The organism is Pseudomonas putida (genome assembly GCF_028682635.1).
GTDB lineage: Bacteria > Pseudomonadota > Gammaproteobacteria > Pseudomonadales > Pseudomonadaceae > Aquipseudomonas > Aquipseudomonas putida_AE.
This window is the reverse complement of sequence record NZ_JANHLK010000007.1, coordinates 40,288-60,322: the sequence shown is the minus strand read 5'-3', so window position 1 is coordinate 60,322 and position 20,035 is coordinate 40,288. Positions and strand designations below refer to the sequence as shown.

At 64.4% G+C, this 20,035-nt stretch carries 16 protein-coding genes; 2 read left to right on the top strand and 14 right to left on the bottom strand.

Annotated features, from left to right (window positions below; translation table 11 throughout):
- Window positions 1–10 precede the first annotated feature (10 nt).
- Entirely contained in the window at window positions 11–802 is a 792-nt protein-coding gene (locus NPS56_RS11130; RefSeq protein ID WP_274074654.1) for an SDR family oxidoreductase, read from the top strand.
- Between the two features lie 262 nt (window positions 803–1,064).
- Here the strand turns inward: NPS56_RS11130 and NPS56_RS11125 are convergent, their stop codons facing one another.
- The 10 genes from NPS56_RS11125 to NPS56_RS11080 form a co-directional block, all read right to left on the bottom strand.
- The gene (locus NPS56_RS11125; RefSeq protein WP_274074653.1) at window positions 1,065–2,423 is read right to left on the bottom strand and encodes a DUF1329 domain-containing protein; all 1,359 of its coding nucleotides are present in this window, start codon (window positions 2,421–2,423) and stop codon (window positions 1,065–1,067) included.
- A gap of 116 nt (window positions 2,424–2,539) precedes the next feature.
- Window positions 2,540–4,222, bottom strand: a complete 1,683-nt coding sequence (locus NPS56_RS11120; protein ID WP_274074652.1) for a class I adenylate-forming enzyme family protein — start codon at window positions 4,220–4,222, stop codon at window positions 2,540–2,542.
- A gap of 358 nt (window positions 4,223–4,580) precedes the next feature.
- Window positions 4,581–5,723 carry an acyl-CoA dehydrogenase family protein gene (locus NPS56_RS11115; protein WP_274074651.1) on the bottom strand — a complete coding sequence of 381 codons (1,143 nt, stop codon included), beginning with the start codon at window positions 5,721–5,723 and terminating at the stop codon, window positions 4,581–4,583.
- Window positions 5,720–6,925: an acyl-CoA dehydrogenase family protein gene (locus tag NPS56_RS11110; RefSeq protein WP_046817043.1), complete on the bottom strand. Its 1,206-nt coding sequence runs from the start codon at window positions 6,923–6,925 to the stop codon at window positions 5,720–5,722. The genes NPS56_RS11115 and NPS56_RS11110 overlap by 4 nt, the downstream gene beginning before the upstream one ends.
- 65 nt (window positions 6,926–6,990) lie before the next feature.
- Window positions 6,991–8,160, bottom strand: coding sequence for an acyl-CoA dehydrogenase family protein (locus NPS56_RS11105; protein ID WP_274074650.1), 1,170 nt, complete (start codon window positions 8,158–8,160; stop codon window positions 6,991–6,993).
- Between the two features lie 10 nt (window positions 8,161–8,170).
- Window positions 8,171–9,349 carry a lipid-transfer protein gene (locus NPS56_RS11100; RefSeq protein ID WP_274074649.1) on the bottom strand — a complete coding sequence of 393 codons (1,179 nt, stop codon included), beginning with the start codon at window positions 9,347–9,349 and terminating at the stop codon, window positions 8,171–8,173.
- 17 nt (window positions 9,350–9,366) lie between these two features.
- Complete coding sequence (locus NPS56_RS11095; RefSeq protein WP_274074648.1) at window positions 9,367–9,786, bottom strand: MaoC family dehydratase; 420 nt, start codon at window positions 9,784–9,786, stop codon at window positions 9,367–9,369.
- Complete coding sequence (locus NPS56_RS11090; RefSeq protein ID WP_274074647.1) at window positions 9,758–10,891, bottom strand: acyl-CoA dehydrogenase family protein; 1,134 nt, start codon at window positions 10,889–10,891, stop codon at window positions 9,758–9,760. The genes NPS56_RS11095 and NPS56_RS11090 overlap by 29 nt, the downstream gene beginning before the upstream one ends.
- Before the next feature lie 9 nt (window positions 10,892–10,900).
- Window positions 10,901–11,869, bottom strand: coding sequence for a bifunctional MaoC family dehydratase N-terminal/OB-fold nucleic acid binding domain-containing protein (locus NPS56_RS11085; RefSeq protein ID WP_274074646.1), 969 nt, complete (start codon window positions 11,867–11,869; stop codon window positions 10,901–10,903).
- Between the two features lie 56 nt (window positions 11,870–11,925).
- Window positions 11,926–12,711 (bottom strand): SDR family oxidoreductase, encoded by a 786-nt coding sequence (locus tag NPS56_RS11080; protein ID WP_046817037.1) that lies wholly within the window; start codon window positions 12,709–12,711, stop codon window positions 11,926–11,928.
- 140 nt (window positions 12,712–12,851) lie between these two features.
- Between NPS56_RS11080 and NPS56_RS11075 the strand changes: the two genes are divergently transcribed.
- Window positions 12,852–13,637: an enoyl-CoA hydratase gene (locus NPS56_RS11075; protein WP_274074645.1), complete on the top strand. Its 786-nt coding sequence runs from the start codon at window positions 12,852–12,854 to the stop codon at window positions 13,635–13,637.
- Between the two features lie 162 nt (window positions 13,638–13,799).
- Here the strand turns inward: NPS56_RS11075 and NPS56_RS11070 are convergent, their stop codons facing one another.
- From NPS56_RS11070 to NPS56_RS11055, 4 genes are all read right to left on the bottom strand, one after another.
- Entirely contained in the window at window positions 13,800–14,582 is a 783-nt protein-coding gene (locus NPS56_RS11070) for an SDR family oxidoreductase (RefSeq protein ID WP_274074644.1), read from the bottom strand.
- Window positions 14,579–16,279, bottom strand: coding sequence for an FAD-binding protein (locus NPS56_RS11065; protein ID WP_274074643.1), 1,701 nt, complete (start codon window positions 16,277–16,279; stop codon window positions 14,579–14,581). Before NPS56_RS11065 ends, NPS56_RS11070 begins: the two co-directional genes overlap by 4 nt.
- Window positions 16,280–16,287: 8 nt before the next feature.
- Complete coding sequence (locus NPS56_RS11060; RefSeq protein ID WP_274074642.1) at window positions 16,288–17,997, bottom strand: FAD-binding protein; 1,710 nt, start codon at window positions 17,995–17,997, stop codon at window positions 16,288–16,290.
- Between the two features lie 377 nt (window positions 17,998–18,374).
- Entirely contained in the window at window positions 18,375–19,943 is a 1,569-nt protein-coding gene (locus tag NPS56_RS11055; protein ID WP_274074641.1) for an amidase, read from the bottom strand.
- Window positions 19,944–20,035: the final 92 nt, after the last annotated feature.

Genomic DNA, 20,035 nt, shown 5'->3' with positions numbered 1-20,035 from the left:
GGTAATCACCATGTTGCTCAAAGATAAAGTCGTCATCATTTCCGGTATCGGTCCAGGCCTTGGCATCAAGCTGGCCGTGCGCGCCGCGGAGTATCAGGCCAAGGCCGTGGTGTTGGCTGCACGTACCCCGGCCAAGCTGGATCAGGCCGAGCAAGCGGTCCGCGACGCGGGCTACAGCACCCCTATCCTGAAAGTCCCCACCGACATTTCCCGGGTCGATCAGTGCCAGACGCTCGCGGACCTGACGATCGAGCACTTCGGCCGGATCGACGTACTGATCAATTCCGCCTACGCCCACGGCGCCTGGGGCAGTTCCTCCGAGTCGTCAATGGCCGACTGGCGCAATGCGATGGACGTCAACCTGTTCGGCACCATGCACATGACCCAGGCGGTGCTGCCGCAGATGAAGAAACAGAAGTCAGGCAGCATCGTCATGATCAACACCATGGCCACCCGCACCCCCAACCAGCTGGAGTCCGGTTATGCCGTCTCCAAAGGCGCGCTGAAAACCGCCGTGCAATACCTGGCCCAGGATCTCGGCCCGTTCGGCATCCGCGTCAACTCCACCTTCATGGGCTGGATGTGGGGCGCGCCCGTCATCGGTTACTTCGAGAGCGAAGCCAAGCGCCTGGGCGTCCCGATAGAGTCGCTGGTGGACCAGGTCGCGCAACAGATTCCACTGCGCAAGATTCCGCAAGACAGCGACTGCGCCATGGCCGCCCTGTACCTGGCCAGCGACTTCGCCAAGGTCATTACCGGCGCGCAACTGGACGTCAACGGCGGCCACTACCTGCCCTGCTAAGCCCTTGAAGGCGACAAGCCTGCGTATCAGCTACAAACGGCTGCTGGAGATGATCGCATTACCCTGTAGGAGCGAGCTTGCTCGCGAAGAGCCTGAGAGCACCGCGGGGTGTCAGGCTGCCCGCGTCACCGTTGACCTCAATCGCGAGCAAGCTCGCTCCTACAGGTAACGCGTTACCTATTGCTCCCGGGATTCCGTGAAGAACCAAAAAAAAGCCCCACCGAATACCGATGGGGCTTTTGTCATTGCAACGACCCGAAGCTTAACGCCCGATCGCCCGCGCCGCATCCGCGGTGTATTGGTCCGGGGTGAACTTGCCTTCGTTGAGGATCGGCCCCTTTTTCGCTTCGTTGGTCATGCCATAGCCGGTGTACTGGCCGGAGTTCAGGTCCATGAAGAACTGCGAACCGGCCTGCCAGCCGCTCATGTCGGGGTGGTAGTAGTAGTTGATCATGGCGTGCTTCCACAGTTGCCCACGGGCGTCGTAGTTGTCGGCCAGGACCGCGTTCCAGGTGTCTTCGTCGATGAACAGCACACGCTTGCCATAGACATGGCGATAACCTTCCTTCAAGTCGGCCTCCAGCACCCACACCCGGCGCAATTCATAACGCATGAGATCGGGGTTGGGATGGTTGGGGGTCAGCATGTCGGCGTGCTTGACGGTGCCGGCGTTGGGCTTGAAGGCGTTGGCCGGGGTGTAGATCTCGCGCTTGCCGATCAGCTTCCAGGTGAAACGCTCTGGAGAGCCGTTGAACAAGCGGTCTTCGTCGATGGTCATGGTGCCGTTGGTGCCGATCATCGGCTGATCGAAACCGTAGCCCGGCAGTTGCCGTACGCGCCGGGTCGATGGGCTGTAGGTCCAGGCCTGGCGGGCATCGGTGCCGAAGTTGTAGGGTTCATGGGAAATGCTGATGGTGCCGTTGTCGCGGGCCGGCTTGAGGGTCATGTTGTTGCTCATGGCCGCAATCTTGTCTTCGGTCCTGGAGTCGGCGCCCGGTGAGTTACCCAGTGCCAGGTTACGTGCGTAAGCTCGCCCCCAGCCAATGCTGCCGTTGGGCAGGACCGACGCCAGGTCGGAGGTTTTTTCCTCGGTGTAGGCACGTGCCGGCAACTGGTGGTTCCACAGCAATTCCATGCCGTTCCTGGGGATCGGGAACGGCACCTGGCCGATCCCGGTGAAACCGGCACCGTCGTTGACCAGTTGGGCGTGCAGCGCATTGTCCATCACCCGGCGACAGACATAATCGGGGTAGCGAAAATCCCGATGGCCGGGGTAGATGTTCATCTTGTAGGTGGTGGGGTATTTCTTCAGCAGGGCTTTCTGCCCTTCGGTCAGGTGCGACTCGTACTGGCTCATGTTCTGCGCGGTGATCACCAGGATCGGCTTCTCCGCGGCATAGGGATCCACCGGCTGGTCGCCGGAGAATTTCACATGATTCCAGCCTGGCACTTCACCCAGGTATTTGCCGGTGTACGGCGGAATGGTGCCCTCGGCATTGCCGGCCTGCTCGGCGCCGACACAGGTCAGCTCCTTGCCCAGTTTGGCTGCTTCCTGGGGTGACACCGCGGCGTGCGCATAACCCATCAGCCCGCTATTGGCTGTGACTGCGACCGCGAGCATGAGACCTGTTCTTGTTATTTTCATGTGATGCCTCCTACGCTGATAAGGCTTTATGGAATGGACCCATTGTTCGTGTTCTGCCGGCCCGAACATCGTCCGGAAAGACTAAGGCGCCGCTAAGCGCCCAACTTTTCTTGCAGCTGTGCCTTGAGCACCTTGCCGGTGGCATTGCGAGGCAAGGGTTCGCGAACCCGAAAGACCTGCGCCGGCACTTTGTAGGCGGCCAGGCGCTCGGCAATGAATGCGCAGATTTGCGCCTCCTGGGGCAGTGTCGAGGCCTGGCCATGCACGGCCAGCCCTACCGTCTCGCCCAGCAGCGGGTCGGCAATGGCGAACGCCGCCGCCTCCAGGACTCCGGGCATATCGAGGACGCAGGTTTCGATTTCCGCGGCGGAAATCTTCTCGCCACCGCGGTTGATCAACTCCTTGACCCGGCCGGTGATGTGGAGGAATTGCTCTTGGTCGAGGTAACCGATATCGCCAGTGTCCAGCCAACCGTCGCGCAGGCTTTGCGCAGTGGCTTCGGGCAGGTTCCAGTAGGCGCTCATCAAGGTTGGGGAACGCAACCAGATCACCCCGCGAGTACCCGCCACCTGTGGCTGGTCAGGGCTGTCACCGATACGAATATCGACGATCGGCAGCGCCCAACCTGCCGTCTGCGGCTTGTACACGAACGGGTCGCCGCCGATAGCCGCGCCGATGCCATTGCTTTCGGTCAGGCCGTAGCCGGCACCGCCGATGACGTCGGGCTTGAGCTTGAGCATGTTGTCCAGCACCCCGGCGGACGACGCTGCACCGCCCAGACCAAGACCGAACAGGCTGGCGGTGTGCTCGCTGCCAAAGCGTGGCGACGCAAGCAGTTGCTGCATCATCACCGGCGCCCCGTTGAACTGGGTACAGCGCTCATCGCGAATGAGGTCGATGGCACGTTCGACATCCCACTTGTACATCAGCATCAAGCGCCGACCGCCGCGCAGTGCCGACAGGAATTGCGCATGCAAGCCGCTGACATGGAACAGCGGCACAGCCGCCAGCGTGGTGGGTGGATAGCCGCTGTTGATCACCACGCCGATACGCTCGGGCGAGCTCATGGCGCAAAACGCGCCCTGGAAATCCAGGGCAAACAGCGCCTGGCAAATGGCCCGGTGACTGGACACGGCGCCCTTGGCGCGGCTGGTGGTGCCCGAGGTGTAGAGGATCAGTGCCGGCGCCTCAGGATCGATTTCCAGCGTGGGCACAGGTTGTGCCGGGGCGCTGATCAAGTCCTCGAAACGCAGGCAATTTTCGGGCAAGCTTGCTTCCCCGGCCCCGACGACGATCGTGGCGCGCTGCTCGCGGGCCAGGTCTTCGCGCAGGGTATCGAGGCGCGCTTGGTCGCATAGCAGCAGGCGCGAACCGCTGTCCTGCAACGCGTATTGCAACTCGTCGCGCAGGCCCCAACTGTTGAGCGGCACACACACCGCGCCACAGCGCACGATCGCGGCGAAGGCCACCAGCCAAGCCGGCTGGTTGCGCATGGCAATCGCCACCCGCTCGCCCGGTTGCAGGGCAAAACGGGCGACCATCTGCCCGGCCAGGCGGTCGACCTGATCGAAGAACTGGTTGAAGGTCAGGCGCTGCGATTGCCAGACCAGGAACTCCCGGTCACCGTGAACCCGACCGGCGTCGAACACCTGCAGCAAGTCGTGCGCGGCGTGACGAAAGTAACGTGGAGCGCCGTCATCGGGCGTCACCACTTCGAACGGCGCACCGGGGGCGATCAGTTCGCGCCATGCGGTTTGCCAGCGTTCAATGCTCATGTTTGTTTTCTCCAGAACGGGCGAAAGACCTGTGGGGGCGACCAGCACATTCAATATCTTCATGGCCTGACACTCCGCCTTCGCGGGCAAGCCCGCTCCCACAGGGGTGTTGCGTCGTACTCAAGTGCCGGGTACCCCTGCGATTCCATGTGGGAGCGGCACATTCAACATCCTCGTTGCTTGACACTCCGCCTTCGCGGGCAAGCCCGCTCCCACAGGGTGGTGCGTCGTGCTCACATGCTGGGTACACCAGCAATTCTTGTGGGAGCGGGCTTGCTCGCGAAGAGGCCGGTGCATTCAACATCCTCTTTGCCTGACACTCCGCCATCGCGAGCAAGCCCGCTCCCACAGGGGGGGGTTACGCGTTAGAGGCGTAGCGTTCGCAATGGAAATCCCGATCGCCCAGGCTGCTCTGCGCCACGCGCACGCGCTTGAGATACAGGCCGACATCCAGTTCGTCGGTGACGCCAATGCCGCCGTGCATCTGCACCGCTTCGTTGGCGACCTTGATCGCCGTGTCGCCGGCCTTCCATTTCGCCAGGCTGACCAGTCGGGCGCGTGCCCCGGCGTCGAGGCTGGCGTCGTCCAGGGTCGCCAGCGCGGCCATCAGGGCGCTGCGGCTCAGCGCCAGGTCGACATAAAGTTGCGCGGCGCGGTGTTGCAGGACCTGGAAGGTGCCAATCGGCGTGTCGAATTGCACGCGGGTCTTGAGGTACTCCAGGGTGGTTTCGAACAGTTGCTCGGCCATACCCAACAGCTCTGCAGCCAGGCAGGTGCGACCACGGTCCAGCGCGGTTTCCAGCGCGGCCCAGCCTTCGCCCAAGGTCCCCAATAGCGCATCGCTGCCCAGTTGCACGCCGTCCAGTTGCAGGCGTGCGCTGTTGCGCGAATCGATCAGCGCCAGGGCGCTGACGGTCAAACCCTTCGCATCGGCCGGCACCAGGAACAGGCTGATGCCCTGGGTCTCACCCGACTGCCCGGACGTGCGCGCCGCCACCACATAGGCGTCGGCACCGAGGCCATCGACCACCCAGAACTTTTCTCCGTGCAGGCGATAGCCCTGCCCTTCGGCCTTGGCCTCGAGGGCAATACGACGCGGGTCGTGGCGCGACTGTTCGTCCACGGCCAGGGCCAGGCGCTGTTCGCCACCGATCAGCGCCGGTAACCACTGCGCCTGCTGCGCCGAATTGCCTGCAACTTGCACCAGCGAACCACCCAGTACCACGCTGGACAACAGCGGCGTGGCCGACAGGTTGCGGCCCATGGATTCGAAGATCGGCCCGAGGCCCTTGCAACCAAAATCCAGGCCACCGAACGTTTCGGGAAAGGCGATCGCGCTCCAGCCCAGCCCCACCGCGTCACGCCACAGTTGCGGGTCGAAACCCAGGGCTACTGCCTCATCGCGCAGTCGACGCTGGGCACTCACTGGGCTGCGGGCGGCGAGAAAGTCCCGGGCGCTGTCGGCCAGCAGGCGCTGGTCATCGTTATAACGCAGGCTCATGGGGTGACTCCTTTTTTTGCGTCGGGCAAGCCCAGCACACGCTTGGCGATGACGTTCAACTGGACCTCCGAAGACCCACCGGAAATGGTCAGCGCATAGCTGTTCAACCAGGAGCGGGTCACCGCCAGTTGCTGCTCGCTGAACGTCGCACTTTCCCAACCGAAGGCATGCCCGGCCATGGCATCGAGCAGCACTTCGAACTTGTCGCGCTCCTGTTCGGTGTGCGTAAGCTTCATGATCGACATCAGGCCGCCGATGTCATCGCCGGCCCGCGCCTCTTCACCCATGCGCTGTACAGTCAGGTTGTAGGCCTGCTCGTTCATCGCACAGGCCGTGGCCCGCGCCTGCAAAGCGTGCTCGCTCTGACTCTGTGGCGCCGGCACGTACTCGCGCATCAGGGCCAGCAGGTCGAAGTGCGACGGCAGGCTGAATTCGCCGAATTTCGACATCGCCTTGCGTTCGTGCTGCAGCAGGTACTTGGCCAGGTTCCAGCCACCGTTCAACGGCCCGATCAACTGGCTCTTGGGCACCTTCACGCTGTCGAAGAACACCTGGCAAAACGCCGACTTGCCGCTGATCAGATCGATCGGTTGCGGCTTGACGCCGGGACTGCGCATGTCCAGCACGATCAGGCTGATGCCCTCGTGTTTCGGCGCGCTGAAGTCGGTGCGTACCAGGGCGTACATCCAGTCGGACTTGTCGCCGTAGGAGGTCCAGATCTTGCTGCCGTCCACCACGAAATGGTCACCGGCATCGCGGGCGGCCATTTTCAGGCTGGCCAGGTCGGAGCCGGCGTTCGGCTCGGAGAAGCCCTGGCACCAGCGCACTTCACCGCGGGCAATCGGCGGCAGAAGATCGCGCTTCTGTTGCTCGCTGCCGTAAGCCAGCAGCACCGGACCGAGCATCCAGATGCCCAGGTTGATCTGCGGCGGTCGGCACTTGAGGCGGCGCATCTCGCTTTCCAGCACCGCCAGTTGTTCGTCACTCAGGCCGGCGCCGCCGTATTCCTCGGGCCACTCAGGGCAGAACCAGCGCTTGTCGCGCATGCGTTCAAACCAAAGGCGTGCGTCTTCACAGGGAAACTGCGGGTTCTGGCTGCCCCACACCACATCGCCTTCAGCCATGCCGGTGCGCATCGACGGCGGGCAGTTGGCCTCCAGCCAGGCACGAGTGTCCTGGCGAAATTGCTCGATAGTGCTCATGAAAGTCCCCTTCGACCCGCCCCGGATCCGGGGCGAGTGCGGTTCTTGTTGTTGATGGACGAGCGTCAGCGTTGGGTGCGCGGCATACCGAGGCCAAACTGGGCGATCAGTTCGCGCTGGATTTCATTGGTGCCGCCGCCAAAGGTCAGAGTCGTTGCAGAGCGCAATTCATACTCCAGGTCACCTTCCAACAGCGTCGCCGCCGAACCGCTGCGCATCGAGCCATTGGCACCGACGATCGCCGCCAGCTTGCGCAGGATCTCGATGGCCGACTCCGAGCCGAACACCTTGGTGGTCGAACTCAGCGCGACGCTCATGCGGTCGAGCTCAAGGTCGGCGGCAATGCGCATGTTGATCAGGCGCATCGCCTCCAGGCGCGCATAACACTCGGCCAGCGAGCTGCGCACCCAGGCCTTGTCCATCGCCCGACGGCCCTGTTCATCGCGAGCCCGCGCCCACAGGTAAACCCGGCGAAACAGCGCCACCACCTTGTCCGACCAGGTACCGAGGCCCAGGCGTTCGTGGTTTAACTGCGAGGTGATGAGTTTCCAGCCACCGTGCAACTCGCCCACCAGCATGTCGTTGGGCACCCGCACGTTGTCGTAGTAAGTGGCCGCCGTCGGATTGCCCACGGTGTGGATCAGGGTGTGGGAGAAACCCAGCGTCGTGGTATCGACGATCAGCAGCGAGATGCCTTTGTGCCGCGCCTGGGTCGGATCGGTACGGGCCGCCAGCCAGACGAAATCGGCCGATTCGGCTCCCGAGGTCCACAGCTTGTTGCCATTGACCACGAAGCCTTCTTCGTCCTGGCGCGCACTGGTTTTCAGCACCGCCAGATCGCTGCCGGCATCGGGTTCGGAATAACCGATGGCGAACATGATTTCGCCCGCGGCGATCCCGGGCAGGAAGCGCTCTTTCTGCAGCTCACTGCCATGGGCCATCAAGGCCGGGCCCACGGTGCTGATGGTCACGAACGGCAGCGGCGCGCCGGCGATGTTGGCTTCTTCGAAGAAGATCAACTGTTCGGTGGCGGCATAGCCCTGGCCGCCGTGGGCCTTGGGCCAGCCGACCGCGAGCCAGCCGTCGCGGCCCATCTGGCGGATGGTCTGGCGATACAGCTCGCCGCCTTCCTTGCCGCGCAGCTGCTCGCGCATGTCCTTGGTCATCAGGGCCTGGAAATAGTCCCGCACCTTGTGGCGCAGGGCATGTTGTTCGGGAGTGAGGTCGACGAACATCTGCTGCTCCTTAGGCTGCGCCGAGAATCAGGCCGCTGGTGGGTACGCCGGTGCCGGCGGTGACCAGCACGTTCTGCACATCTGCCACCTGGTTGACCGCCGTGCCACGCACCTGGCGCACCGCTTCGGCGATGCCGTTCATGCCGTGGATGTAGGCCTCGCCCAGTTGCCCGCCGTGGGTGTTGATCGGCAGTTTGCCGCCACGGGCGTGGTGCCCGGCGCGGATGAACTCCTTGGCTTCGCCGCGTTTGACGAAGCCGAACTCTTCCAGCTGCGGCAGCACGAACGGGGTGAAGTGGTCGTAGATGATCGCGGTCTGGAAAGATTCGGGACCTAGGCCCGACTGGCGATACAGCTCGCGGGCGACCACGCCCATTTCCGGCAGCCCGGTAATGTCGTCGCGGTAGAACGAAGTCATGCTCTGCTGGCCGTGGCTGATGCCCTGGGAACCGGCCTTGATGGTTACCGGTTTCTGCCGCAGGTCACGGGCGCGCTCGGCCGAGGTGATGACCATCGCTACCGCGCCATCGGACTCCTGGCAGCAATCGAGCAGGTGCAGCGGTTCGCAGATCCAGCGCGAGGCCTGGTGTTCTTCCAGGGTGATCGGCTTGCCGTGGAAAAACGCCTGGGGGTTGGTCGCGGCGAAATCCCGCGCGGCCACCGCGATCCGGCCGAAGTCTTCGCTGGTGGCGCCATAGGTGTGCATGTAGCGCTGGGCGAACATGCCGACCCAGGCGGCCGGCGTATGGAAGCCGTGGGGCATGTACCAGCCATAGTTGACGTTGTCGAAGATCGGCGAAGCCGCGAAGCCGTAGTTGCCGGTGCCGAAGCGGTACCAGGAACGCTCGTTCATGGCCCGGTACACCACCACTACTTTCGCCACGCCGGTGGCCACCGCCATCGCCGCGTGCATCACCGGCCCGCAGGCCGCGCCGCCGCCATGGGGCACCTGGGAGAAGAACTTGACGTCCTTGCAGCCGAGCAGGCGGGCAATTTCGTACTCCGGGACCTTGTCCACCGAGTAGGAGCTGAAGCCCTCTACTTCGGAGGGGTCGATGCCGGCATCCTTGAGCGCACTCAAGGTGGCCTCCATGGCCAGGCGCAATTCGGTGCGTCCGGAGTTCTTGGAAAATTCGGTCGCGCCGAGGCCAACGATCGCGGCGCGCCCGGAAATCGATGAATCAGTCATCTGTGTCTCTCCGGCTGTCAGGGCAGGATCAGCGCGACCGTGCCGGTCACGTGGTTGCCCATGGAATTTTTGCCGCTCAAGGTGATTTCCACCGAGCGGGTTTCGGCGTCGAGTGCGCTGACGCTGCCGTTGAAGGTCATGCAGTCGCCGGGATAATTCGGCGCGCCGAGCTTGATTTTCAGCGCGGTGAACTGCGCCAGTGGCCCGGCCCACTGCTCGATGAACCGCTGCACCAGCCCGTTGGTGGTGAGGATGTTCATGAACACGTGGGGCGAACCCAGGGCACGGGCCGCCTCGGCGTCGTGGTGACCGGGGAAGTAATCACGGGTGGCAATCGCGCCGCCGTTGATCAGGGTCACCGTGATCGGCACCGCAAGCTCCGGCAGTGCTTCGCCGGGGCGCACGTCTTCAAAGCGCTTTGTGTTCTTCGAGGTCATATTTCCATCCCAGCTTGTCGTTATCGTTGAGCCAGTCGCCCAGGCGTTCCAGGCTTGCCGCCGAGCCACCCAAGGCAAGGGACAGGCCGCGACTCCAGTAGAGAAAACGGTGGATCGGGTACGTCAGGTCGACGCCGATGCCGCCATGCACGTGTTGTGCGATATGGCCGATGCGGTGCCCCGCTTCACAGGCCAGCCAGGCCGTGGCCAGTGCCTCGCTGGGTGCCGTCAAGCCGGCATCGATGCGGTAGGCCAGTTGCCACAGCGTGGTGCGCAAGGCTTCGACGGCGATATGGGTGTCGGCCATGCTCATCTGCACCGCCTGGAAGCTGCCGATGACGCGCTCGAACTGCCGGCGCTCGCTGACATAGGCCACGGTGCGGCGGATCTGCTCTTCGCTGACCCCCAGTTGCAGGGCCGCCAATGCCGCTGTGCAACGCTGCTCCAGCCAGGCGACGGCCTCGGCCGGCAGTAGCGCGGTGGCGTTCACGGTCAAGCCTTCGATGTGCAGGTCCGTGGCGGCTTCGCCATGGGTCAGCACTGCCGACACCCGCCGAATTTCAGGCGCCGCCAAGTCGAGCAGGAGCAAGCGCGGCTGCCCTTCGGCCTGTACCAGCACCAGTGCGGCACTGGCCTGGTCACCCAGGGACAAGGCCGCGACCCGGCCACTGATCGACCAGCCCCCGGTGTTCGTCTGCGCCTGCAACTCAATGCCCCGAGCACTGCTCAAGCCATCCAAAGAAAGGCTTAGCAATGCCTCGCCGGAAGCCGCTTTGGCCACCCACCCGGCACTGTCGCCGGCGTCGAAACGGGCCAGGGTCGCGGCCGCCAATTGATGACGCCACAACGGCACCTGGGCCAGGGCCTTGCCTTGGGCCTGCAGCACCAGCATCAGTTCGGTCATGCCCAGGCCGCTGCCACCGTGCTCTTCGGGAATCGCCAGGGCGTGCAGCCCGGTCTCGATGCACAACGCCCACAGAGGCGCCATCATCGATTCGCCGCTGGTGTCCCACTGGCGCATGTACTCGTCATGGCAATGGTCGACAAACAGGCCGTCGGCCATCTGCGCAATGGCGCGCTGGTCTTCGCTCAATTCGAAATCCATGGGTGGCTCCTATGCCTCTACCGGCCGGAACATCGGCAGGGTCTGTTGGTCATCGAAGGTCTGGAACTCGACCTGCAGGCGCTGGCCGATCTGCAATTGCTCACGCTCGATACCCACCAGCCCGGCGATCAGGCGCACGCCCTCCGCAAGCTCGATCAGGCCGATCGGGTTGGGGTAATCGAACGGCGGCACTTCGGGGTAGTGCATCACCACGAACGAATACAAGGTGGCGCGGCCGCTGGCCTCAAGGGTGTCCCAGTCGAAGCTGTGGCACTCGATGCACACGGGCGCCGGTGGATGGCGCAGGGTCTGGCAGGCGGTGCAACGCTGGATCAGCAGCTGACCCTTGGCGCAGCCTTCCCAGAAGAACCGGGTGTCGTCGCTGATGCCTGGCAGCGGGCGCTTGGCCTTGACCGGCGCCGCTTCAACCTTGGTCGGTGCCTGGGCATTGGCCGCGCGGAACTTGAACACGCGAAACAGCAACTGACCCACCGGCTCGTCGCCGCCGGCTTTTTCGACGAAGTGGCTCATCACCAGGGTGACGAAAAAGCCGGTGCCCAGGGCGGTGGTTTTCTCATCGCCCACCGAATCCAGGCGCGTGGTGTAGTAGAGCTTTTCACCCAAACGCAGCGGGCGGGTGAAGCTCAGTTCGGAGTTCACCGCCACGGTGGAGGCATAGCCGTAGGCTTCCATTTCCTTGAGCACCTCGTACGGGTTCTCGTCGGTGGAGCCAGGCGGATAGTTGTTGGCGTGCAGGCCTTCCATGGTCCACACCTGCAGCATCGCAGGCGGCGCGATCAGGCCCTCGTGCCGGGTGCCCAGGGCAAATTCCGCGTCGGTGTACAGCGGGTTGTCCACGCCCATGACTTCGCACCACTGGCGAATCATCGGGGCATTGACCTCGTCCCAGGCGTACACGCGGCCGTACTCGCGCCCCACCAGGGCGCGCACATTGGATAGCAATTGTGGATCAGCCAAAGTCGTCTCCTTCACATTGAAGGCGGCCACCGAACCCGGTCGCCGCAATAGGTCGATCAGGTGGGCAGCACCTGCGCGGCGCCGAGAAATGCCGGGCGTTCACCACCGCCATGCAGCAACAGGTTGCAACCGCTGGCGTAACCGGCCAGCGGCGATGCGATATAGAGGCAGGCGTTGGCGATGTCTTCGGCCACCGCCATGCGGCCGGCCGGGATACCCGCAGCGACGGCGGCGATACCGGCCTCGGAGCCGTAGTGAAGATGCGCCTGATCGGTCAGCACCAGTCCCGGACTGACCGTGACCACCCGCACCTTGGGCCCCCACTCCACCGCCAGCGATTGCACCAGCGCCAGCACCCCGGCCTTGGCCGCGCCGTAAGCGGCGGTACCCGGCGATGAGCGCAGCGCACTGATGCTGCCAATGAAGACGATGCAACCGCCCTGGGTCTGTGCCTGCATCAGCCGGTTGGCGTGCTGGGCGACGTTGAGCGGCGCGATCAGGTTCAGGCCGATGATGCTTTCGTGGAACCTCGGCGAAGCTGTGGCCGCGTCGGTGGCAGGGCTGCCGCCGGCGTTGTTGATCACCACGTCGAGGCGCCCGAAGTCGCGCTCGATGGTGGCGAACAGGCGTTGCAGGGAATCGTGGTCGCGCACATCGGTGGCGATGAAGGTCGCGCGCTTGCCACCCACTGTCGGCACCTGTTCAGGTTCGCGCCGGGCACAGACGATCACCCGTGCGTTCGCGGCCAGAAATCCAAGCGCGATACCGGCGCCGATGCCCTTGGTGCCACCGGTGATCAGCACCACCTTGCCGCTGTAATCAAGACCCGAATGCAGCTCCATCATGTGCTCCTTTTCTACTGACAAGAGCCACTCTAGGGACGAACCGCGGGCCAAACTACGTCTGAACGGACGATGAAAATTCAACGCCGTGAACAGGACACTGGCGCCTTTCACACCTTGCCTGGTCTTCGAAGATGCCCATGTCCGACTCCTGCGCTGCACCGGTCCTGCTCGAACGCCCACTGCCCGGCGTGGCCCTGCTGCGGCTCAATCGCCCGCAGGCGACCAACGCCTTGAGCCTGGAATTACAGGCGCTGCTGTCGCGCTATTTCAGTGAGCTGGCGCTTGATCCCGAAGTGCGCTGCATCGTGCTGACGGGCGGCGACAAGGTGTTTGCCGCCGGTGGCGACATCAACAGCATGGCCGGGGTCGGCGCCATCGATATCTACAAGCGCCACACCGAACGGGTCTGGGGCCCGATCCAGCACTGTCCGAAACCAGTGATCGCGGCCGTCTGTGGCTACGCCTACGGCGGCGGTTGCGAACTGGCAATGCACGCCGACCTGATCGTCGCCGGGCGCAGCGCGCGCTTCTGCCAACCGGAAATCCGCATCGGCATCATGCCCGGCATCGGCGGCACCCAACGGCTGGTGCGGGCGGTGGGCAAGGTCAAGGCGATGCGCATGGCGCTCACCGGGCAACCGATCAGCGCCGAGGAGGCCTGGGTCGCCGGCTTGGTCAGCGACCTGGTGGACGACGACCAGGTCCAGGCCCACGCCCTGGAGCTGGCACGCGTCATCGCCGCGATGCCGGCCCTGGCCGCCGAGCAGATCAAGGAAGTGATCCTGGCCGGCATGGACGCCCCGCTGGAAGCCGGCCTGGCTTTGGAGCGCAAGGCCAATGCATTGCTGTTCGCGTCACGGGATCAGAAGGAAGGTATGCAGGCGTTTATCGAAAAGCGTCCGGCGCAGTTTGAGGGGTTTTAGCAAAATACCTGTGGGAGCGAGCCTGCTCACGATAGGGCCAGCCATTCAACTTCTCTGCTGACTGACCCGCCGCCATCGCGAGCAGGCTCGCTCCCACAGGGATTTCTACAGGTCTTGCGATCCCCTGTAGGAGCGAACATCAGAAGACGGTTTCAGGAGCCGCTAGATACTCATCACCATCTGCCCACTATCAACACGCAACTCAACACCATTGATCGCCCGCGCCTCGTCGCTGGCCAGGAACAGCACGCTGGCCGCCACATCCTCGGGGCGGCACATGCGGTTCATCGGATCGCTGTCGATGGTCAGGCGGTTGGGGTCGACGCCTTCGGGGAAGCCGCCGCGGGTCATGTTGGTGAGTACGCCGTCGGGGTGCAGGGTGTTGCAGCGGATGCGGTATTTGCGCCGCCGGCACATCACCGCCACCGAACGCGACAACGCCGCCACTGCGCCCTTGGAGGCGCTGTAGGCGAGGTAATCGTCGCGCCCGGCCAGGGCTGCGATGGACGACAGGTTGATGATCGAGCCACCGCTGTCCTTCATCAACGCGATGCCTTCGCGGCAGCCCAGGAACACGCTGTCGGCGTTCACGCGCATTACTTTGTGCCAATCAGCCAGGCTGGTTTCCTCGATCGAGCCGGCGATCAGGATGCCGGCGTTGTTGACCAGGATATCCAGGCGACCGTAGTGCTCGCGCACATGGTCGATGACCTGACGCCACTGGTCTTCGCTGCTGACGTCGTGGCGGATGAAAGCGGCGGTTGGCCCGATTTCAGCGGCCAGGGCCTGGCCGGCCTCGACGTCCAGGTCGCTGATCAGCACCTGGGCACCTTCGGCCGCCAGCAGGCGCGCGCTGGCAGCGCCGATGCCCCTGGCGCCGCCGGTGACCAGCGCAACCTTGCTGTGAACACGCCCGTTCTTCCTGGTTTGCTCGAGGGTCATCATGGGGTCTCCTGTGCGAGGGTTGTTTGCGATTGCTGGCTGCGGGCACGGGCGACGGCGGCACCGGCTCGACGGCCGGAGAACACGCAGTCGGCCAGGGACAGGCCACTGATGTACAGGTGCGAAGGGATGCCCAGGGCACTGCGTCCGGCGGCGTATAATCCAGTGATGGCCTGGCCTTGCTGGTCGAGCACCGCGCCGCTGCGCTCATCCACGCGTAAGCCGCCCAAGGTCAGGGCGCCCAGGGGGAATACTGGATTGGTCACCGAGATATCACAGGCATAGAACGGTCCTTGTTCAAGCACCTGGCGCCCGCCTTCGGACTTGCCGAACGGCTCCGGCGCCTCGCCACGGGCGGCGGCGTTGGCCGCCAGCACCGAGTCGCGCAGCACGGCGGGGGCCATGGACGTTGCACTGGCCAGCTCGGTCAGGCTCTTGCCCTTGCGCACCTTGAACAGCATCAGCGCCAGGGCCGGAAAGCTCTGGAACCACCAGTAGCCGCCGAACAGCGCTTCGCGGATGGCTTTCTTGCGCAGCGGCGCATCCAGCACCAGCCACGCCTTGCCGCCCTGTTCTTCCATCAAGGGTTGGCCGAGGGTGGCGCCGTAGACTTCTTCGTTGCAGAAGCGCCGACCCTCGCGATTGACCACGATGCCTTTGTGCCAACTGTACGGCGGGTTGATAAAGCGCCACGCGGATACCCGCTCAAGCCCCGCACCCTGGCCACCGACACTGGTGCCCAGGCGCAAGCCACTGCCATCGCAGCCGGTGGCGCCGACCTTGAAGTTGCGCCGGAACTTCGGCGCGTGCTGTTCGAGTAGCTGGCGATTGAAGATGAAACCGCCGGTGCTGAGGATCACACCATCGCGCGCCCGCACCCGGCGTGGCTGGGCGAAGTCCCGTTCCAGCTGGCAAACCTTCTTGCGCAGTTTGTTGCAATAGCCAGGGGCGAAGTTCTGCAAGCGTTCGGCGCGGGCCGCCAGTCGTGCATGCAGCTGTGCTTCCTTGCTGCCTTCGGGCATGCACCAGAACTCGGCGCCCAGTACCCGCCCCTGGCGATCGGTCACCAGTCGTCGCGCCGCCGCCTGCAACAGCGTCTTCGCTCCGGCCTTCAGGCACGCGGCCTTGAGGTGGGCAAACAGCACTGCGCCGCCCTGCCCTTTGCCCACGGTGCGATGCCCTCGTGGTGCAGGCGGCAAGGGACCGCCGTGATCAGGCACCAATTCGTTACCCGAGTAATAGAGGAAGTAGCCGTCGGGCGGGTATGAGGTCTTGCCCCCGCCCGGTGGCATCTGGTGGGCGTAGGGTGCGCCGTGGCTTTCCAGCCATTGCAGGTTGCTCACGCTGTCTGTGCAGAAGCGCCAGAGGGTGTCATCGCCGACCACGCCCCGGGTTTCGTGCTTGAGGTAATCGAACATGGCTTCGGGGCTATCGTTGAAACCCGCTGCCTGTTGATGGCGTGTGCCACCACCGGCGTACACCACCCCGCCGCTCTTGGCGCTGGCGCCGCCGCCGGTGAAGCGGTCGGCGATCAACACGTCGGCGCCCTGGGCCCGGGCTTCCAGCGCGGCGCAGGCACCGGCCGCGCCCCAGCCGACGATCACCACGTCGCATTGTTGGTCCCACGTCACACTGTTGCCATCGGCCACTTGCAAGGGTGGCAGCACGTCGGTGCTGGGGAGGTTATCGGACATTGGCATAACCCCTCCTAACGCTGGCTGGCCAGGTGATTGGCGGCGACATAACCGAAGGTCATCGCCGGTCCCAGGGTGCCGCCGGCGCCCGGATAGCTGGTGCCCATCACCGACGCCGAGCAGTTGCCGATGGCGTACAGGCCAGCGATGGTCGAACCGTCATCGCGTACCACCTGGGCATGTTCGTTGGTCAACAGGCCGCCCTTGGTGCCGATGTCCCCGGCGTCCAGGCGCATGGCGTAGTACGGGCCTTTTTTCAAGGGTGCCAGGCAAGGATTGGGCTTGATGTTGCAGTCGCCGTAATAGCGGTCGAAGACGTTGCCGCCACGGGCGAAGTCGAGGTCCACGCCGCTCTCGGCGTAGCCGTTGACCTTGCTGACGGTGGCTTCCAGGCCAGCGCTGTCGACGCCGATCTCCCGGGCCAGGCCGGTAAGTGTGTCGGCCTTCCAGTACAGGTTGTTGAGCCATTCCTTGCGCAGGCGGCTGTCGGGCATGATCTGGCCCGGCATCAGCGGGCCCATGGCGTAGTTGAAACGGAAATGCGCGTCGAAGATTACCCAGGCCGGCACCGATTTGCCGCCGGTTTTCTGGTTGTCCTGGTGCATGGCATCGACGAATTCCAGGTACGGCGCCGCTTCGTTGACAAAGCGTTGGCCCAGGCCGTTGACCACGATGGCACCGGGGAACGCACGCTCGGCGAAGATCCCCCGGGGCTTGTCTTCACCCGGCACGGCAATGGTAGGTGCCCACCAGGCCCAATCCATCAACGCGGTGGCCGCGCCCTGGGCCATGCCAGCTTCCAGGGCTGCGCCGGTGTTGTTGCCGGGAGGCGTCGCGCTCCAGGCCTTGCGGGTCGGCTTGGGCAGGTACTGGTCGCGCAGGACCTGATTTTGTTCGAAGCCTCCGGAGGCCAGGATCACCCCCAGGCGTGCATGCAGTTGCAGCTCGGCGCCGTCACGCCGCACGGTGACGCCGGTGACCCGACCGTTATCGGTGACCAGGCCGCAGAAATCGGTGTTGAGCCACAGCGGCACGTCGCGGTCCATCAGCGAGCGGCGCAGCGAGGCCACCAATGAGTTGCCCAGGGATGCGCGGCGATCCATCTTGCTCTTGCGCCGCCATTTGAAGTCCAGCTTGTAGCGCAGCATCAGCTTCATGATCAGCAGGCGCCAGCCGAAACTGCGGGCCATGGCCTTGTGCGCATCGCGCGCGGTCCAGGCGATGCGCCCCATCAGCAGGGTTGAAGGTGACGGCTTGCGCAGGTTCGCCAGTTCATCACCCAACAGGCTGGTGTCGAACATCTCCGGGTCGAGGGTCCGCCCGCCGGGCAGCGCCCCCGGCAGGTGCGGATAATAATCTGGGTATTTCGCTGCCACCGCGTAGCGCACCCGGCTGATACGGGTGAGCTGTTCGATCATCTTCGGCGCATTGTCGAGGTAGGCACGCAGGCGCGTTTCATCGACATGTTCGCCTGCCGCGGCCTTGAGATAAGTCAGCGCCGTGGCGTAGCTGTCGTTGCCGCGCTGGCGAGCGAAGTAGTGGTTGTTGGGGATCCAGATACCGCCCCCGGAGATCGCCGAAGTGCCGCCGTACTGGTCGCTTTTCTCCAGCACCAGCACGCGCATTCCCTGGTCGGCGAGGAACACCGCCGAAGTCATCGCACCTGCGCCCGAACCAACGACGATCACGTCGTAGTGGGTCTGAGACTGAACTTGAGCCGTCATTGTTGTTATGCCATTAGCTGAGGTCAGGAAGAAACCGCCGACCACGCAGGGTGCGCTGGCGGAGTGCAGCCCCATGATCGGGGCTGCGGGGGGATGGGCTCATCGTCAAAGTGGACTAGGGGCCTGGTCGTACACACCCCCTGTCATTCCATGTGCTCACCCTGTAGCTGCCTTGCCAGCGAAGAGGTCGGCAAATCCAGCATCTCAATCGGCTGACATATCGCCTTCGCCGGCAAGCCGGCTCCTACAAGGGAACCCAATCCCGGCAACACCCAATCACACTGTAGGAGCTGGCTTGCCAGCGATGAGGCCGGCACAGCTAACATCTCCATCGCCTGACACGCCGCCATCATGAGCAGGCCCCCACAGGTATGGGATTAAAGAGCGGCGCGTCTGGCGGCCCACGGATGCGCCTGCTCCAGCTGGCTGGCCAGGCGCAGCAGTACGTCTTCGCCGCCTAAACGCGCGGTGAACATCATGCCCACCGGCAGGCCGTTGTCGCTCTGGCCCAAAGGTAGCGAGATGGCCGGCTGGCCGCTGACGTTGGCCAGCACGGTGAAGCCGGCGCTGCCCATGGCATTGTGGGCGTAGCTGTCCCAGGGCTGGTCGAGGGACAGCAGGCCGAGCTTGGGCGTGAGGCTGCCGGTGACCGGCGACAGGATCACGTCGTAGCGTTCGAAGTGCTGCTCCATGGTCGCGCCGATGTTCTCGAACGATTGGCGGGCGCGGTACAGGTCCTCGCCGCTGGTGCCCTTGGAACGCTCCAGGTTGACCAGGGTGATCTTCTCCAGATCCTGCGCCGTGGCTGCGCGGCCGAGCACCTGTTCACGGTCGTGGATCAGGGTTCGCACCGCCGTCCCGATCACCGTGCCGTGGGCGCCGAACAACTGGCGAGGATCGACCCCGAGGGTCAACTCGTCGATCTCGTGCCCAAGGGCGAGCAGTTGCTTGATGGTCTGTTCCAGGGTGGCGGCAATCGCCGGTTCCAGCGGCGCACCGGTCAGCGATTGGCGCACCACGGCTACCCGCAACTTGCCCGGTTCGCGCTGCAGCTCTTGCACATAAGGTCGTACCAAGGGTGGGCTCCAATAGGCACTTCCCGCTTCATGGCCTTGCCCGACATCGAGGAACAGCGCGGTATCGCGGACCGTGCGCGAGACCACGTTACCCACGCTGGCGCCAAACCAGCCTTCGAAATGCAGCGGTCCGCTGGGGGTGCGATAGCGACTGGGCTTAAGCCCGACCAGGCCGCAATACGAAGCCGGAATGCGGATCGAGCCGCCGCCATCGGTGGCGTGGGCCACGGGCACGATCCCCGCTGCCACCGCCGCCGCCGCGCCACCGGAGGAGCCGCCCGCACTCATGGCCAGGTTCCAGGGGTTATGGGTCTGGCCCCAGGCCAGGGATTCGGTGGTGGTGGTCAGGCCGAACTCGGGGCATGTGGTCTTGCCGAACGGCACCGCGCCGGCCTGTTCATACCGGCTGATCAGGGTACTGGTGCGGGTGGCGGGCGGTGAGTCCTTGAACATCCGGCTTCCGTTGCTGGTGACGGTCCCTTGCAGCGAGGTATTGAGGTCCTTGATCAGCAGTGGCACGCCGGCCAGGGCGCCCTGGTTTAAGGTGCCGGCCGCGCGGCGCTGGGCAAGCATGGCGCGTGCGTAGGCTTCATGCAGCATGTTCACCGCATTGACCCGGGGGTTGACCTCGTTGTAACGGGCCAGTGTCGCCGCCAGCAGGTCCTCGGCACTCAGCTCGCCACTGCGGATCGCCTGGCTCATCGCCCAGGCGTCCATGGCCTGGTAGTCGCTGGCCGAAAGCCCCGCCGCGCGGGCGTCGGCAAACCGCCCAAGAAGGCCGACGCCGACCGCCACGGCACCGGCCTTGAGCACGCTGCGGCGCGGCCAGCCAGTGGCGGAGTTGAGTGGTGCGTTTTCGTGGTTATCCATTGTAGTGATCGCGCCCTGTTTGTGGGTTATTAGAGTGTTCAGGTCTTACGCCCTGTGGGATCGAGCCTGCTCGCGAAAGCGATGGATCAGTC

Coding starts and splice junctions, on each gene's coding strand:
- NPS56_RS11105 (WP_274074650.1), bottom strand. CDS start 8,160: ATGTTCGTCGACCTCACTCCCGAACAACATGCCCTGCGCCACAAGGTG.
- NPS56_RS11090 (WP_274074647.1), bottom strand. CDS start 10,891: ATGGATTTCGAATTGAGCGAAGACCAGCGCGCCATTGCGCAGATGGCC.
- NPS56_RS11065 (WP_274074643.1), bottom strand. CDS start 16,279: ATGCCAATGTCCGATAACCTCCCCAGCACCGACGTGCTGCCACCCTTG.
- NPS56_RS11115 (WP_274074651.1), bottom strand. CDS start 5,723: ATGAGCCTGCGTTATAACGATGACCAGCGCCTGCTGGCCGACAGCGCC.
- NPS56_RS11095 (WP_274074648.1), bottom strand. CDS start 9,786: ATGACCTCGAAGAACACAAAGCGCTTTGAAGACGTGCGCCCCGGCGAA.
- NPS56_RS11080 (WP_046817037.1), bottom strand. CDS start 12,711: ATGGAGCTGCATTCGGGTCTTGATTACAGCGGCAAGGTGGTGCTGATC.
- NPS56_RS11100 (WP_274074649.1), bottom strand. CDS start 9,349: ATGACTGATTCATCGATTTCCGGGCGCGCCGCGATCGTTGGCCTCGGC.
- NPS56_RS11060 (WP_274074642.1), bottom strand. CDS start 17,997: ATGACGGCTCAAGTTCAGTCTCAGACCCACTACGACGTGATCGTCGTT.
- NPS56_RS11110 (WP_046817043.1), bottom strand. CDS start 6,925: ATGAGCACTATCGAGCAATTTCGCCAGGACACTCGTGCCTGGCTGGAG.
- NPS56_RS11055 (WP_274074641.1), bottom strand. CDS start 19,943: ATGGATAACCACGAAAACGCACCACTCAACTCCGCCACTGGCTGGCCG.
- NPS56_RS11125 (WP_274074653.1), bottom strand. CDS start 2,423: ATGCTCGCGGTCGCAGTCACAGCCAATAGCGGGCTGATGGGTTATGCG.
- NPS56_RS11075 (WP_274074645.1), top strand. CDS start 12,852: ATGTCCGACTCCTGCGCTGCACCGGTCCTGCTCGAACGCCCACTGCCC.
- NPS56_RS11120 (WP_274074652.1), bottom strand. CDS start 4,222: ATGAGCATTGAACGCTGGCAAACCGCATGGCGCGAACTGATCGCCCCC.
- NPS56_RS11070 (WP_274074644.1), bottom strand. CDS start 14,582: ATGATGACCCTCGAGCAAACCAGGAAGAACGGGCGTGTTCACAGCAAG.
- NPS56_RS11130 (WP_274074654.1), top strand. CDS start 11: ATGTTGCTCAAAGATAAAGTCGTCATCATTTCCGGTATCGGTCCAGGC.